12 protein-coding genes and 1 tRNA gene are annotated in these 13,696 nt (G+C 63.8%); 7 read left to right on the top strand and 6 right to left on the bottom strand.

Going from position 1 to position 13,696, the window contains the following annotated elements; all coding sequences use genetic code 11:
• Nucleotide 1: 1 nt before the first annotated feature.
• The 3 genes from CDQ91_RS16895 to astD all read right to left on the bottom strand — a co-directional run bounded on the left by CDQ91_RS16895 (nucleotide 2) and on the right by astD (nucleotide 2,737).
• Nucleotides 2-298 (bottom strand): DUF2849 domain-containing protein, encoded by a 297-nt coding sequence (locus tag CDQ91_RS16895; RefSeq protein WP_088473875.1) that lies wholly within the window; start codon nucleotides 296-298, stop codon nucleotides 2-4.
• Nucleotides 295-1,083, bottom strand: coding sequence for a uroporphyrinogen-III C-methyltransferase (cobA, locus tag CDQ91_RS16890; protein WP_088473974.1), 789 nt, complete (start codon nucleotides 1,081-1,083; stop codon nucleotides 295-297). Before cobA ends, CDQ91_RS16895 begins: the two co-directional genes overlap by 4 nt.
• A gap of 202 nt (nucleotides 1,084-1,285) precedes the next feature.
• Nucleotides 1,286-2,737, bottom strand: a complete 1,452-nt coding sequence (gene astD, locus CDQ91_RS16885; protein ID WP_088473874.1) for a succinylglutamate-semialdehyde dehydrogenase — start codon at nucleotides 2,735-2,737, stop codon at nucleotides 1,286-1,288.
• Between the two features lie 64 nt (nucleotides 2,738-2,801).
• On the opposite strand from astD, the gene CDQ91_RS16880 reads away from it, so the two are divergent.
• The 3 genes from CDQ91_RS16880 to CDQ91_RS16870 all read left to right on the top strand — a co-directional run bounded on the left by CDQ91_RS16880 (nucleotide 2,802) and on the right by CDQ91_RS16870 (nucleotide 6,418).
• On the top strand, nucleotides 2,802-3,773 hold the full coding sequence (locus CDQ91_RS16880; RefSeq protein ID WP_088473873.1) for an alpha/beta fold hydrolase: 972 nt from the start codon (nucleotides 2,802-2,804) through the stop codon (nucleotides 3,771-3,773).
• Between the two features lie 17 nt (nucleotides 3,774-3,790).
• Nucleotides 3,791-4,915 (top strand): glycosyltransferase, encoded by a 1,125-nt coding sequence (locus CDQ91_RS16875; RefSeq protein ID WP_088473973.1) that lies wholly within the window; start codon nucleotides 3,791-3,793, stop codon nucleotides 4,913-4,915.
• A 99-nt stretch (nucleotides 4,916-5,014) separates the two neighbouring features.
• Complete coding sequence (locus CDQ91_RS16870; RefSeq protein WP_088473872.1) at nucleotides 5,015-6,418, top strand: NAD(P)H-dependent flavin oxidoreductase; 1,404 nt, start codon at nucleotides 5,015-5,017, stop codon at nucleotides 6,416-6,418.
• A gap of 43 nt (nucleotides 6,419-6,461) precedes the next feature.
• On the opposite strand, the gene CDQ91_RS16865 is transcribed toward CDQ91_RS16870, so the two are convergent.
• Entirely contained in the window at nucleotides 6,462-7,460 is a 999-nt protein-coding gene (locus CDQ91_RS16865; RefSeq protein WP_088473972.1) for a 2-hydroxyacid dehydrogenase, read from the bottom strand.
• A gap of 126 nt (nucleotides 7,461-7,586) precedes the next feature.
• Between CDQ91_RS16865 and CDQ91_RS16860 the strand changes: the two genes are divergently transcribed.
• Nucleotides 7,587-8,045 (top strand): SH3 domain-containing protein, encoded by a 459-nt coding sequence (locus CDQ91_RS16860; RefSeq protein ID WP_088473871.1) that lies wholly within the window; start codon nucleotides 7,587-7,589, stop codon nucleotides 8,043-8,045.
• Nucleotides 8,046-8,106: 61 nt separating this feature from the next.
• Here CDQ91_RS16860 and CDQ91_RS16855 read toward each other — a convergent pair whose 3' ends face one another.
• Entirely contained in the window at nucleotides 8,107-8,577 is a 471-nt protein-coding gene (locus CDQ91_RS16855; RefSeq protein WP_088473870.1) for an RcnB family protein, read from the bottom strand.
• Nucleotides 8,578-8,798: 221 nt separating this feature from the next.
• The gene (locus CDQ91_RS16850) at nucleotides 8,799-9,986 is read right to left on the bottom strand and encodes an acetyl-CoA C-acyltransferase (RefSeq protein ID WP_088473869.1); all 1,188 of its coding nucleotides are present in this window, start codon (nucleotides 9,984-9,986) and stop codon (nucleotides 8,799-8,801) included.
• Nucleotides 9,987-10,475: 489 nt separating this feature from the next.
• On the opposite strand from CDQ91_RS16850, the gene CDQ91_RS16845 reads away from it, so the two are divergent.
• From CDQ91_RS16845 to CDQ91_RS16835, 3 genes are all read left to right on the top strand, one after another.
• On the top strand, nucleotides 10,476-11,921 hold the full coding sequence (locus tag CDQ91_RS16845; protein WP_088473868.1) for a coniferyl aldehyde dehydrogenase: 1,446 nt from the start codon (nucleotides 10,476-10,478) through the stop codon (nucleotides 11,919-11,921).
• A gap of 207 nt (nucleotides 11,922-12,128) precedes the next feature.
• The gene (locus CDQ91_RS16840; RefSeq protein ID WP_088473867.1) at nucleotides 12,129-13,415 is read left to right on the top strand and encodes a site-specific integrase; all 1,287 of its coding nucleotides are present in this window, start codon (nucleotides 12,129-12,131) and stop codon (nucleotides 13,413-13,415) included.
• 61 nt (nucleotides 13,416-13,476) lie between these two features.
• A tRNA-Leu gene (locus CDQ91_RS16835) sits at nucleotides 13,477-13,561 on the top strand.
• The last annotated feature ends 135 nt before the right edge of the window (nucleotides 13,562-13,696 follow it).

The raw sequence follows: 13,696 nt of genomic DNA, 5'->3' as shown, positions 1-13,696 counted from the left end.
GTCAGATCACCCAGTCGCCGGCCGCAGGATCGGCGGGTTTCAATGTCAGGTCGGGACGCACGGTCGGGCCGAGCGCGCGGATGCGGTCCTTGATATGCGCGGGGCGCGGACCCTCGGGGGTTGCTTCGCCCTTGATGATATAGGGCGCATTGACGCGGCGCGCGCCTTCCTCGGCGGCCAGAATGGCTTCGCCTTGCTCGCCGACATCGGCGGCGTCCTCGATATGCAGCGACCAGTCGGCGCCGGTCCACCAGGTGACAAATCCTGTTTTCAGGTCATTGCCCGTCAGCAGTTTCATGAAAAATCCTTTATGAGTTCGGCAACGCCCGGCGTTCCCAGGCAGTCGAGGGCATCGGCGCGCGCCGCGACCTTGCCGACGATGATGAGCGATGGGCTGGCGACCTTTTCGCGGAGGACAAGGTCGCCCAGATCGGTGAGCAGCGAGCGCAGGACGCGGGCGTCGGCGGTGGTGCCGCGCTCGATCACCGCGACGGGCAGATCCGGCGACACGCCGTCGGCGATCAGCTTGTCGGCGATCGCCGATGCCGTCGCGAGGCCCATGTAAATGACGAGCGTGCGGCCATGCCCCGCAAGGCCCGACCAGTCCTGATCGGTCAGATCCTTGCACTGGCCGGCGACGAAGCTGACCGCGCTCGCATCTTCGCGGTGGGTGAGGGGGAGCCCGGCCTGCGCGGCGCAGCCCGCGGCGGCGGTGATGCCGGGGACGACCTCGCACGCAACACCGGCTTCGCGCGCGGCATCGAGTTCCTCGCCGCCGCGTCCGAAAATAAACGGATCGCCGCCCTTCAGGCGCACGACCTGCTTGCCCGCGAGGGTTTCGCGAACGAGCAGTTCGTTGATCAATTCTTGCTTCATCGTGTGCCGGCTGCGCTGCTTGGCGACCGAGATCCGTTCCACATGCGGCGGGATCAAGGCGAGTACGCCATCGCCGACCAGACCGTCATGAACGACGATATCGGCGCTTTCGAGCAGGTGCGCGGCGCGCAGCGTCAACAGGTCGGGATCGCCGGGGCCGGCGCCGACGAGCCACAGCTTGCCTGAAGGGAGAGAATGTTTGTCCATGAGGCGGAAATGGCGTGCCGCCGTCCAGATGGCAAAGCAGGCTTTTTTGCCCCCGGTGAAGGCAAACTTCAGCGGGCCCTTTTCCTTCGTCACCCCGGACTTGATCCGGGGTCCATGCCTTCGGCGCAGGAGTGGACCCCGGATCAAGTCCGGAGTGACGAAAGGGCGCAATTATGCGGAGATCGTGCCCCACGAAGCCGCGCTAGAGAAAGCCCTTGCGCACCAGCTTCGGCGCGTCGCGCTCGTCATCGCGCAGGCCGACGCCGATCGATGCGCGCAGCGTGTCGCTTTCCGAACTTGCGACCGGATAGGCGCAATAATCGGCGGCGTAAAAGGCGCTGGGCCGGTGGTTGCCCGACAGGCCGACGCCGCCGAAGGGCGCGGCCGACGATGCGCCGTTGGTCGGTCGATTCCAGTTGATCACCCCGGCGCGGGCATTGGCCCAATATTGGTCGTAAAGCTGCGGGGTGCCGCCGATCAGCGCGGCGGACAGGCCAAAGGCGGTGTTATTTGCTTCGGCGATCGCCGCCTCGAAACTGTCGACGCGGATGACCTGCAAAAGCGGGCCGAACAGCTCGATATCGGGGCGCTCGGCCATCGCGGTGACGTCGATGATACCGGGCGTCAGAAAGGGGCGGTCGGCGACGGGACGCGTCATATGGCGGATCACCTGACCGCCATTCGACATCAGGATCAGGAAACTTTCGGTCAGACCGTCGGCGGCCTCATTGTCGATCACCGGCCCCATATAGGGCACTGGGTCGGCGTGGGGATGGTCGACGATCAGGCGATTGGTCAGGTCGCGCACCTCGGCAACCAGTTGGTCGGCCATGCTGTCGCGGACGATCAGCCGCCGTGCATTGCTGCATCGCTGCCCGGCGCTCAGGAAAGCCGACTGGACGACGATCGTCGCCGCGGTCCGCAGATCGGGGGTGTCCCAGACGACGATCGGGTTGTTTCCGCCCATTTCGAGCGCAAGAATCTTGTCGGGACGGTTCGCGAACTGGCGGTTGAGCGCGAGCCCGGTGCGCGCCGATCCGGTGAAGAGCAGTCCGTCGAGATCGGGATGCCCTGCGAGCGCCTTGCCCGTTTCAGGACCGCCGACGACGAGGCGTAGCACCTCCGGCGGAACCCCCGCGGCGTGGAACAGATCGACCAGCATCGCGCCGGTCGCGGGCGTCTTTTCCGACGGCTTGAACAGCACCGAATTGCCCGCGATCAGCGCGGGGACGATATGGCCGTTCGGCAGATGCGCCGGGAAATTATAGGGGCCGAGGACGGCGAGCGTGCCGTGCGGTTTGTGCCGCACCGCATTGCGCAGCCCCATCGCGCCCTCGATCCGGCGGTTGGAGGTGCGTTCGGCATAGGCCTTGACCGAAATATCGACCTTGTTCGCGACGGATTCGACTTCGGCGCGGGCTTCCCACAGAGGTTTGCCGGTTTCGCGCGCGATCAGGTCGGCCAGCTTTTCGCCCTCCGCCTTCACCTGATTGGCAAAGCGGCGCATCGTCTCCGTACGGAAAGCAACCGATTTCGACGCCCATTCGGGCCAGGCGCGGCGCGCGATCTCGACCTCCGCATCGACATCGCTGGCGGCGCGGCGCCACAGCTCTTCGCCGGTCGCGGGTTCGTGGGAAACCAGTATTTCGGTCATGGTCGCAAGCCTCTTATCGGTGAAAGCGGGTAGCGGCAACCTGTCAGGCCGCACAGCGCGAGGGATGGCTTGCACCGGCCATGTGGTTGGCGATAGACGCCGGGATGACGAGCGAAGAAGGGGACGCGCTATTTCGGTCAAGCAGGAAGTCCAGCGTGATGGGCGCCGCGACTGGTCGGACCATTATTGGTGGTCGGGCGACGGCGTGCGCCTGCACGCGCGCGTCTATCCCGGACCCGAGGGCGCGGAGGATGCGCCGCCGATCCTGTGCATGCCCGGCCTTGCCCGCAATGCTCGCGATTTCGAAGATCTGGCGCCGTTTCTTGCGCAATATCGGCGTACCATCGTTATCGAATTTCGCGGCCGCGGCGAAAGTGCCTTCGCCAAGGACCCGATGACCTATGTCCCGCTGACCTATGTACAGGACGTCGTCGCGCTGCTCGACGAACTGGCGATCACCCGCTTTGCGACCGTCGGGACGTCGCTCGGTGGGATCGTGTCGATGCTGATGGCGGCGAGCCTGCCCGGGCGGCTGGTTGGCGCGCTGCTCAACGATGTCGGGCCCGAACTGGAAAAAGCGGGGCTCGACCGCATCCGCGACTATATCGGCGTCGGCGGCGGACAGCCGACCTGGATGCACGCGGCCCGCGCCTATGCCGAACTCAACGCCGCCATCTATCCCGCCTATGGCCTTCACGACTGGTTGCGTATCACCAAGCGTACCCACCGCCTGACCGCCGAGGGGCGCATCGTTGCCGATTATGACAAGCAGATCGCGGCGCCGCTGCGCATGGCGGGCAGCGAGGCCGGTTTCGACCTGTGGCCCGCCTGGCAAAGCCTCGGCGATATTCCGGTGCTGATCCTGCGCGGAGCCTTGTCGGACATTTTGGCGAAGCCCGCGGCACAGAAAATGGCGAAAATGCTGCCGAAGGCGCGGCTGGTCGAAGTGCCGGGGGTCGGTCATGCGCCGACAATGGACGAGGCCAAGGCGCGCACCGCGATCGGGCAGTGGGTGGCGGAGCTGCCCGCGGCGTGACCGATCCGCGCGCTCCTATGCGCCTGCTGCACCTCCATTCCAGCTTTTCGCTGGGTGGCAAGGAAGCGCGCGCGGTTCGCCTGATGAATTTGATGGGGTCGCGGGCGAGCCATACGATCCTGTCGGCGGTCCCCGACGCGCTGGGCGCGCGCGATGCGATCGCTCCCGACATTGACGTCGCATTTCCCGCCGATGCTCCGCCGCTGCATGGCAAGCCGGGACCGGCGCGCTACCGCGATCTTGCGCGCTATATGCAGCGCTTCGACCTGGTGCTCAGCTATAATTGGGGATCGATGGACGGGGTGATGGCGCACCGCCTGTTCGCGCCGTTCCGTGATCTGCCGCCGTTGATCCACCATGAGGATGGCTTCAACGAGGATGAAAGCGTCCGCCGCAACTGGAAACGCAATGCGTTCCGTCGCCTCGCGCTGCCCACCGCCGAGGCGCTGGTGGTGCCGTCGGCGCTGCTGCAGCGGATCGCCGCCGATGAGTGGGGCGCACGGCGGCGCACACAGATGATCCGCAACGGCATCGATGTCGCTGCCTATGCGGGCGCGCCGACCGCCGCAATTCCTGGGCTCGAACGCCGCGAAGGCGAGGTGATCGTCGGCACTGTCGCCGGGCTGCGCAAGGTCAAGGATCTGCCGCGCCTCGTCCGCGCGGTGGCGCTGCTGCCCGCGCATATCCGTTTGGTGATCGTCGGCGAGGGGCCCGAACGCGGGGAGATCCTTTCCGAAGCCGCCGCTTGCGGCATGGCCGACCGGCTGGTGATGCCAGGTTTCATGGCTGAACCGTCGCGCTGGATCGGCCATTTCGACCTGCTCGCGCTGTCGTCGCAGAGCGAGCAGCAGCCGATCGCGGTGATCGAGGCGATGGCGGCGGGACTGCCCGTCGTCAGCCCCGACGTCGGCGATGTCGCGGCGATGGTCGCGCCCGACAACCGCCGCTTCATTGTCGCCGACGAGGGCGGTTTCCGCGCCGCGCTGACCGATATGGTGGGCGATTCGGGCTTGCGTGCGCGGATCGGCGCCGCGAACCGCCGTGCCGCCGCCGAACGTTTCGACGAATCTACCATGGTCGCCGCCTATGAAAATCTCTATGGTCGCGCCCTTGGGGGACGCCGCCTGTTCTCGGGGAATTAGGCGGGGCACCCATTGACTTTCATGGCCGGCTTCCGCTTACGGAAAGGCTACCGGGGACCGGTCTGCGGCAGGCAGCCGGTGGAGAGAAAGAGGTTACACGTGTTCAAAGGTTTGAAGCCCATCCTTTACGGCGGACGCGAAGTCTGGCCGCTGGTCGAGGGCGGGAAGGGCGTTTCGGCGACCAACCATATGTCGAGCGGCGCCTGGGCCGCTGCGGGCGGCATCGGCACCGTTTCGGCGGTCAACGCCGACAGCTATGACGCCGAAGGCAAGATCGTTCCGCAGATCTATAACGCGCTGACACGCAAGGAACGCCATGAAGAGCTGATCGAATATGCGATCGCCGGGGCGGTCGAACAGGTCAAGCGCGCGCATGAGATCGCGGGCGGCAAGGGCGCGATCAACATCAACGTGCTCTGGGAAATGGGCGGCGCGCAGCAGATCCTCGAAGGCGTGCTGGCACAGACCAAGGGAATGGTTGCCGGCGTCACCTGCGGCGCGGGTATGCCCTATAAGCTCAGCGAAATCGCCGAGCGCCACAATGTCCTCTATTTGCCGATCGTCAGTTCGGGCCGTGCCTTTCGCGCGCTCTGGAAGCGCGCCTATCACAAGGTGCCCCAACTTCTGGGCGCGGTGGTTTACGAAGATCCCTGGCTCGCGGGCGGCCATAATGGCCTGTCGAATGCCGAAGATCCGCTGGTCCCGCAGGATCCCTATCCGCGCGTCAAGGCGCTGCGCGACGTCATGCGCGCCGAGGGCATTGCTGACAGCGTGCCGATCGTGATGGCCGGCGGCGTCTGGTATCTGCGCGATTGGGACAACTGGATCGAAAATCCCGAGCTGGGCCAGATCGTCTTCCAGTTCGGCACCCGCCCGCTGCTCACCGAAGAAAGCCCGATCCCGCAGGCGTGGAAGGATCGCCTCCGCACCCTCGACGATGGTGACGTGCTGCTCCATCGCTTCTCGCCGACGGGTTTTTACTCGAGCGCAGTGCGCACGCCCTTCCTGCGCGATCTCGAAGCGCGTTCGGAACGCCAGATTCCTTACTCGAAGCAGGAAGCGGGCGATCATATCGTCCAGCTCGACGTGGGGGTGAAGGGCAAGAATTTCTGGGTCACGCCGCACGACCGCGCCCGCGCCCGCGATTGGGCGGCCGAAGGCTATACCGAGGCGCTGAAGACCCCCGACAATACGGTCGTCTTCGTCACCGAGGAATCAAAGGCGACGATCCGCAAGGATCAGACCGACTGCATGGGCTGCCTGTCGCATTGCGGTTTCTCGTCGTGGAAGGACCATGATGATTACACCACCGGCTACCTCGCCGACCCGCGCAGCTTCTGCATCCAGAAGACGCTCCAGGACATCGCCCACGGCGGCGATCCCGAGGACAATCTGATGTTTGCGGGCCATGCCGCATTCAACTTCAAGACCGATCCCTTTTACTCGAACAACTTCACCCCGACGGTGAAGGAACTCGTCGACCGGATCTTGACGGGGGATTGAGGCCGAAGCGTCGCCCCCGCGAAGGCGGGGGTGACGGGGCGGCTTAAGCCCACCCCTCCAGCACCTGATCGGGCGGGCGGTGCCCGTCGCACCAGGCGCGGATGTTGGCGATGACCTTCTCGCCCGATGCCTCGCGTCCCTCGATCGTTGCCGATCCAAGGTGCGGGAGCAGCACGACATTGTCGAGCGCGAGCAGCGCGGGGTCGACCGCGGGTTCGTGGGTATAGACGTCCAGCCCGGCGCCCGCGATGCGCCCGGCTTTCAGCGCCGCGACCAGCGCCTTTTCATCGACGATATCGCCGCGCGCGGTGTTGATCAGATAGGCGGTCGGCTTCATCGCGCCGATGCGCGCCGCGTTGACCATTTCGTGCGTCTCGCTGGTGTGCGGGCAGTGAACCGACACAATGTCGCTGATCCGCAGCAAGGTGTCGACGCTGGCGTGATAGCTCGCGCCCAATTCTTCCTCGATCGCGGCGGGCAGGCGGCGGCGGTTGTGATAATGGATCGACAGGCCAAAGGCGCGCGCGCGGCGCGCGACCGCAAGGCCGATGCGTCCCATGCCGATAATGCCCAGAAATTTGCCGCCGACGCGGTGGCCCAGCATCGTGCTCGGCGCCCAGCCGGCCCACTGGCCGGACCGCATCAATTTCTCGCCCTCGGCCAGCCGGCGCGGGACCGAGAGGATCAGCGCCATCGTCATGTCGGCAGTGTCCTCGGTGAAGACCCCCGGCGTGTTCGATACCATGATGCCTTTGGCGCGCGCCGCCGACAGGTCGATATGATCGACCCCGGCGCCGAAATTGGCGATCAGTTTCAATCGCTCGCCCGCCGCATTGATGACGTCGGCGTCGATCCGGTCGGTCACCGTGGGGACGAACACGTCGCAGTCGGCGACGGCGGCCTTCAGCTCGCTTTCGGTAAAGGCATGATCGTGCGCGGACAGTGCGACGTCGAACAATTCGGCCATGCGGCCTTCGACATGCGGCATCAGCTGGCGGGTGACGATGACGCGCGGGCGTTTCGGACGGGATGAATCGGGCATGGCCGCCGATAGAGCGCGTGCGCGCGCAAGGGTCAAGGGGCAGGGTGCGAACGCCGCTGTGGACAGAAGGCGAAGGGCGCGGCCTGACCGGTTGATAAATGGTGCGGAGTTTGACAAGGCTAGCGTATGAATATCCGCCCAATCGTTGCCGTGCTTGCCCTGTTTTTCGCCGCTGGCCCCGTCGCGGCCCAATCCGATCCCGAACTTCCCTATTGGGCATCGATCAGCGTCGACGAGGCGCGGATGCGCAAGGGGCCGTCACCCGACGTGCCGGTGACCTGGGAATATCGCCGCAAGGATTTGCCGGTGAAGGTCGTGGCGCGCCACGAAACCTGGCGCAAGGTCGAGGATCCCGACGGCACACAGGGCTGGATGGCGGCGCGCCTGCTCAGCCGCACCCGGACCGCGATCGTCACCGGCGGCATCCGCCCGCTGCGCGCGGCGGCGAGCGGATCGGCCGCCATTGCCTATCGCGCGGAGCCCGGCGTTGTCGGCCGCATCACCGACTGTAAGGACGGCTGGTGCCTGCTCGACGTGAAGGGCCGCAAGGGCTGGATCGAAACCGGTCATATCTGGGGCGACTGATCCGCTGCCACAGAAAAAGGGCCGGGTGGTTTCCCACCCGGCCCCTGTTCTTTGCTATCGCTTAGCGGCGCCAGTTGAAGTGGTTGCGATACACTTTCACCACCCGGCCATTGCGCTCGTTGACGAGCAGCAGGTCGTTGTAATGGCGGACATAGGTCATGTTGCGGCCCGCGCGCGGCAAACCCCAGCGGCTGTCATAGCTCGGGCGATAGGCAGATCCGTAATAGTTGGGGCGAAGCTGCGACCCGACGCGGAACTGCTGATATTTGAACGGCGCGCGATAATTGGAATAGCGACGGTCCTGACGCCAGTCGCGCTTGTCTTCGCGATATTCCTGACGCGCGTCGCGCACGTCACGCTTGGCATCGCGCACATCGCCGCGGTCACCGTAGCGCTGAGCGTTACGCAGGTCGCGCTGTTCTTCGCGAAGGTCCTGACGACTTTCGCGCACTTCGCGCTGCGACTGCGCCGAAGCGACGCCGGGGACCATCAAGGCCGCGATCAGGCCGACGGTGAGGAATTTGGTGTTCATTTTTCTATCCTTTCGATCCGTCAGGGGGAGGGGAATGCCCGGTGACAATTAAAGGATTAGGCGAGTCGATTTGAACGAAGCCCGAATGCGTCGTTTATTTTCAGGACATGAGTGTCGCAAAATGTCGCGACAAACGATGGGTTGAGGTCGTTGCGCGGTGAATGTGCGGAACTTTTCCGCAAAAACCGTCGCCCCCGCGAAGGCAGGGGCGACGATATTAATCAGACCAGCTCGATTGCGACCGCGGTCGCTTCGCCGCCGCCGATGCACAGGCTCGCAATCCCGCGCGTCTTGCCGTGGCGCTGGAGCGCCGCGATCAGCGTGGTGATGATGCGCGTGCCGCTGGCGCCGATCGGGTGGCCCAATGCGGTCGCGCCGCCATGGACGTTGATCTTGTCGTGCGGAATGCCCAGGTCGTGCATCGCGAACATCGCGACGCAGGCAAAGGCCTCATTGACCTCGAACAGGTCGACGTCGCCGATCGTCCAGCCAGCCTTCGCCAGCAGCTTGTTGATCGCGCCGACGGGGGCGATGGTGAAGTCCTTGGGTTCCTGCGCGTGTGCGGCGTGCGCAACCAGCTTCGCGATCGGCTTCGCGCCCTTGGCTTCGGCGACCGACTGGCGCGTCAGCACCACGGCGGCGGCGCCGTCCGAAATCGACGAGCTGGTCGCGGCGGTGATCGTGCCGTCCTTGGCAAAGGCGGGCTTCAGCGTCGGGATCTTGTCGGGCATCGCCTTGCCGGGGGCTTCGTCGGTGTCGATAATCACGTCGCCCTTGCGGCTCGAAATCGTCACCGGCGCAATTTCATTGGCGAAGGCCCCGTCGGCGATCGCGGCCTTGGCGCGGCTCAGCGATTCGAGCGTATAATCATCCTGCGCGCTACGGCTCAGCTGATAGGCGTCGGCGGTATCCTGCGCAAAGGTTCCCATTGCGCGGCCGGCTTCATAGGCATCTTCCAGCCCGTCGAGGAACATATGGTCATAGGCGGTGTCATGGCCGATGCGCGCGCCCGAACGATGCTTCTTCAGCAGATACGGCGCGTTGGTCATCGATTCCATGCCGCCCGCGACGACCAGGTCGATGCTGCCCGCGGCAAGCGCTTCGGCGCCCATGATCACGGTCTGCATGCCCGAACCGCACACCTTGTTCACGGTCGTCGCCTGCACCGACTTGGGCAGGCCGGCCTTGATCGCGGCCTGACGCGCCGGCGCCTGACCCAGCCCGGCGGGAAGCACACAGCCCATATAGATGCGCTCGATTTCATCGCCCGAAACGCCCGCTCGCTCGACCGCCGCCTTGACCGCAGTCGCGCCCAGATCGGTCGCGCTTGCGTCCGACAGGCTGCCCTGCATGCTGCCCATCGGGGTGCGGGCATAGGAGAGGAAAACGACGGGATCGGTGGCGGTCATGGCAAAAGACTCCGTAAGGGAAAGAGTGGTCGGCGGTCCGGTTAGCGGAAATGCTGCACCTGCGAAAGAGCTTCGACGCATGCGCTGACGCCGCCATCACAAAAGCGCTGTCCTACAAAATTGCGCTGCGTTAGCTTCCGTCCATGCTACGCATTGTTCCTTCTTGCTCGTCCTCACACCCTGTTTGCACGCGCGCGCAATATCGATTCCAGTGTGAAGTTGCGCAGTTTTCCGGCAATTTTCCTTCTCGTCACCCCGGGCTTGACCCGGGGCCTGCCTTTCTTGCTGTGGCGCTCGACGCAACGACAGGCGGGCAGCGACGCAAGTCGGGGATGACGAGCATATGTCAGCATCGCGCAAAACCGGATTCGCGTGTGAAGTTGGGCCGTTTTCCGCGCTTCTGCGAAATTGCGCGGAGCGGCGGGTTTCAACTTGCAACCCGCCCGCGCCCATGGTCAAACATCGCCAAAGAATAGGGGAGACGGGATAATGGTCGCAAATAATATCGACGGCGAAACGCAGCGCATGAGCCAGGTGCTCGCGGTACAAAAGGCAAGCTTTACGGCGGCCATGCCCGAAAGCCTTGATGTGCGCCGCGACCGCATCGACCGCGCGATCGCGCTGCTCGTCGATCATGCCGAGGATTTCGCCAAAGCGGTGAGCGAGGACTTCGGTCATCGCAGTCGCGACCAGACGCTGATGACCGATATCATGCCGTCGGTCAGCGCGCTCAAACATGCGAAGAAACACCTCGAGAGCTGGTCGAAGGGCGAAAAGCGCAAGCCCACATTTCCGCTCGGCCTGCTCGGAGCCAAGGCCGAAGTCGTCTTTCAGCCGAAGGGCGTCGTCGGCGTCGTCGCGCCATGGAATTTCCCGATCGGGATGGTGTTCGTCCCGATGGCGGGCATCCTGGCGGCGGGCAATCGCGCGATGATCAAACCCTCCGAATTCACCGAAAATGTCTCGGCGCTGATGGCGCGGCTGGTGCCCGAATATTTCGACGAGAGCGAAATGGCGGTGTTCACCGGCGGGGCCGATGTCGGCGTCGCCTTCTCGAAACTCGCCTTCGACCATATGATCTTCACGGGCGCGACCAGCGTCGGCAAGCATATCATGCGGGCCGCCGCCGATAATCTGGTGCCGGTGACGCTCGAGCTTGGCGGGAAGTCGCCGACCTTCATCGGGCGCAGCGCGAACAAGGATCTGGTCGGCCAGCGCGTCGCGCTCGGCAAGATGATGAACGCCGGGCAAATCTGTCTCGCCCCCGACTATCTGCTCGTGGCGGAGGATCAGGAGGGCGCGGTGATCGACAGCGTCACCAAGGGCGCGGCGGCGCTCTATCCGACCCTGCTCGCCAACGACGACTATACCTCGGTCGTCAACACGCGCAATTATGACCGGCTGCAATCCTATCTGGCCGATGCCCGCGAAAAGGGCGCCGAAGTGATCGAGGTCAATCCGGGCGGCGAAGATTTCGCCAGCTCGAACGGCCACAAGATGCCGCTCCACATCGTCCGCAACCCGACCGATGATATGAAGGTGATGCAGGAGGAAATCTTCGGTCCGATCCTTCCTGTGAAGACATACAAAAGCATCGACGACGCGATCGACTATGTGAACGCCAACGACCGCCCGCTCGGCCTCTATTATTTCGGGCAGGATAAGAGCGAAGAAGACCGTGTGCTGACGCGGACGATCTCGGGCGGGGTCACCGTCAATGACGTATTGTTCCACAATGCGATGGAAGATCTGCCGTTCGGCGGCGTCGGCCCGTCGGGAATGGGCAATTATCACGGCCTCGACGGGTTCCGCACCTTCAGCCACGCGCGCGCCGTTTATCGCCAGCCCAAGCTCGACGTCGCAGGGCTTGCGGGCTTCAAACCGCCCTATGGCAAGGCGACGGCCAAGACTCTGGCGAAAGAGCTCAAGAAATAGCTTGGCAAGATGCGGCGCTTCGCTTTAGGGGAGGCGCCGCACCGCCTGCGGTGCATGCCCCTGTGGTGAAATTGGTAGACGCGCCGCACTCAAAATTGCGTTTAGCCTAAAAAAGTAAGCTAAAAACCACACAAAACCAATAGTTTGAGCAAGGACGAGACCTCCAAAAAGACTTACACATGTCTTACACATTTTGGAGTTTTCGCAATGCCTACAGAAAGCCATCTGCTGATGGATGGGGCGCTGCACGTCTATCGGCGTGAGAACAGCCGCTACTGGCAATGCTCGACCTATCTTGGCAGCCGCAACTACCGGCAGACGACCAAGGAGGTCAGCCTTGCTGCCGCCAAGGATTTCGCGCGCGACTGGTATATGGAGCGTTGCGTCGAGGATCGCCAACGCCGACGCGGTCGTGTTGCCTTGCGGGACGGCACCGTCCAGCCGCCGACCACCGGAACCGGCGCGCCGGCCGATGGTCGGCGTCGGCGAACGCCTACTGGCCCAAGCTTCAAGGATGCCGCAGATGCGTTCACCAGCGAGTTCGAGGTAATCACGCTGGGCGAACGCAACGCGGAATATGTGGCATCGAAGTCAGATCACATCCGCGTTCACCTGTTACCCTTCTTTGGCGACACCGCGCTTGAGGACATAACGGCCGGCAAAGTGCAGGAGTATCGGGCGCACCGTCAGACATCGAGGGTCGATCCCAAAACCGGCAAGCCGAAGAAGCCAGCACGCGCGACCTTGCACGGCGAGATCGTCACGCTTCGGCAGGTCTTAAAAACCGCCAACCGCAAGGGCTGGATTTCGGCAATCCCGGATATGTCAGCGCCCTACAAGACGTCCGGCAAGGTGGAGCATCGCGCGTGGTTCTCGCCTGAGGAATACAAGATGCTTTATGAAGCTACGCGCGAGCGGGCGAAGAACCCGCCGAAGCCGCGCTGGCGTGAAGTTTGCGAGACCTTCCACGATTATGTTCTGTTCATGGGCAACACCGGACTTCGACCCGATGAGTCCGCTCGGCTTGAGCTGCGCGACGTCAAGATCGTGAATGACGAGTCGACCGGCGAGCGCATCCTGGAGATCGAGGTGCGCGGCAAGCGCGGGGTCGGCTTCTGCAAGTCGATGCCCGGTGCGATCCTGCCCTTTGAGCGCGTTCGCAAACGCAAGCAGCTCAAGCCGACCGACCGGATATTCGGGAAATCGCCGCGCGAGTTAATGAACACGGTTCTCGACGAGCTGAATCTGAAGTTCGACCGCGATGGCCACATCCGCACCTGCTACAGTCTGCGGCATACCTATATCTGTCTGCGCTTGCTCGAAGGGGCGGACATTTATCAGGTCGCCAAGAACTGCCGCACCAGTGTCGAAATGATCGAGAAGTTTTACGGGCGTCATTTGAAGAACAACATCGACGCATCCGCCGTCAATGTTCGCAAGGCTAAGCCCCCGAAAGTCGCCGCCCGAAAGAAGGCATTGATGCCAGCAACCTAAGCCAAATAGCTTATGTTTGCCGTTGCGTGTTTTGATGGCGGCGCTATAGGCATCTCCCAACGCGGGCGTGGTGGAATTGGTAGACGCGCGGGATTCAAAATCCCGTTCCGCAAGGAGTGTGGGTTCGATTCCCACCGCCCGCACCATCCAAGATTGTGGATCGGCGTGCAAAAAGGACCCCGTTAGCGGGGTGATCGGCGTCTAAAAGGGACCCCTCATTTCGATGGTTTAAGCAGCCGGCTGGATTTTCAGGCGGCGAGATCGGGATGTTGGTTTTGGAG

The organism is Sphingopyxis witflariensis (assembly GCF_002205635.1).
Taxonomy (GTDB): domain Bacteria; phylum Pseudomonadota; class Alphaproteobacteria; order Sphingomonadales; family Sphingomonadaceae; genus Sphingopyxis; species Sphingopyxis witflariensis.
Note: the sequence above shows the minus strand (reverse complement) of the source record. Positions and strands in the feature narration are given on the sequence as shown.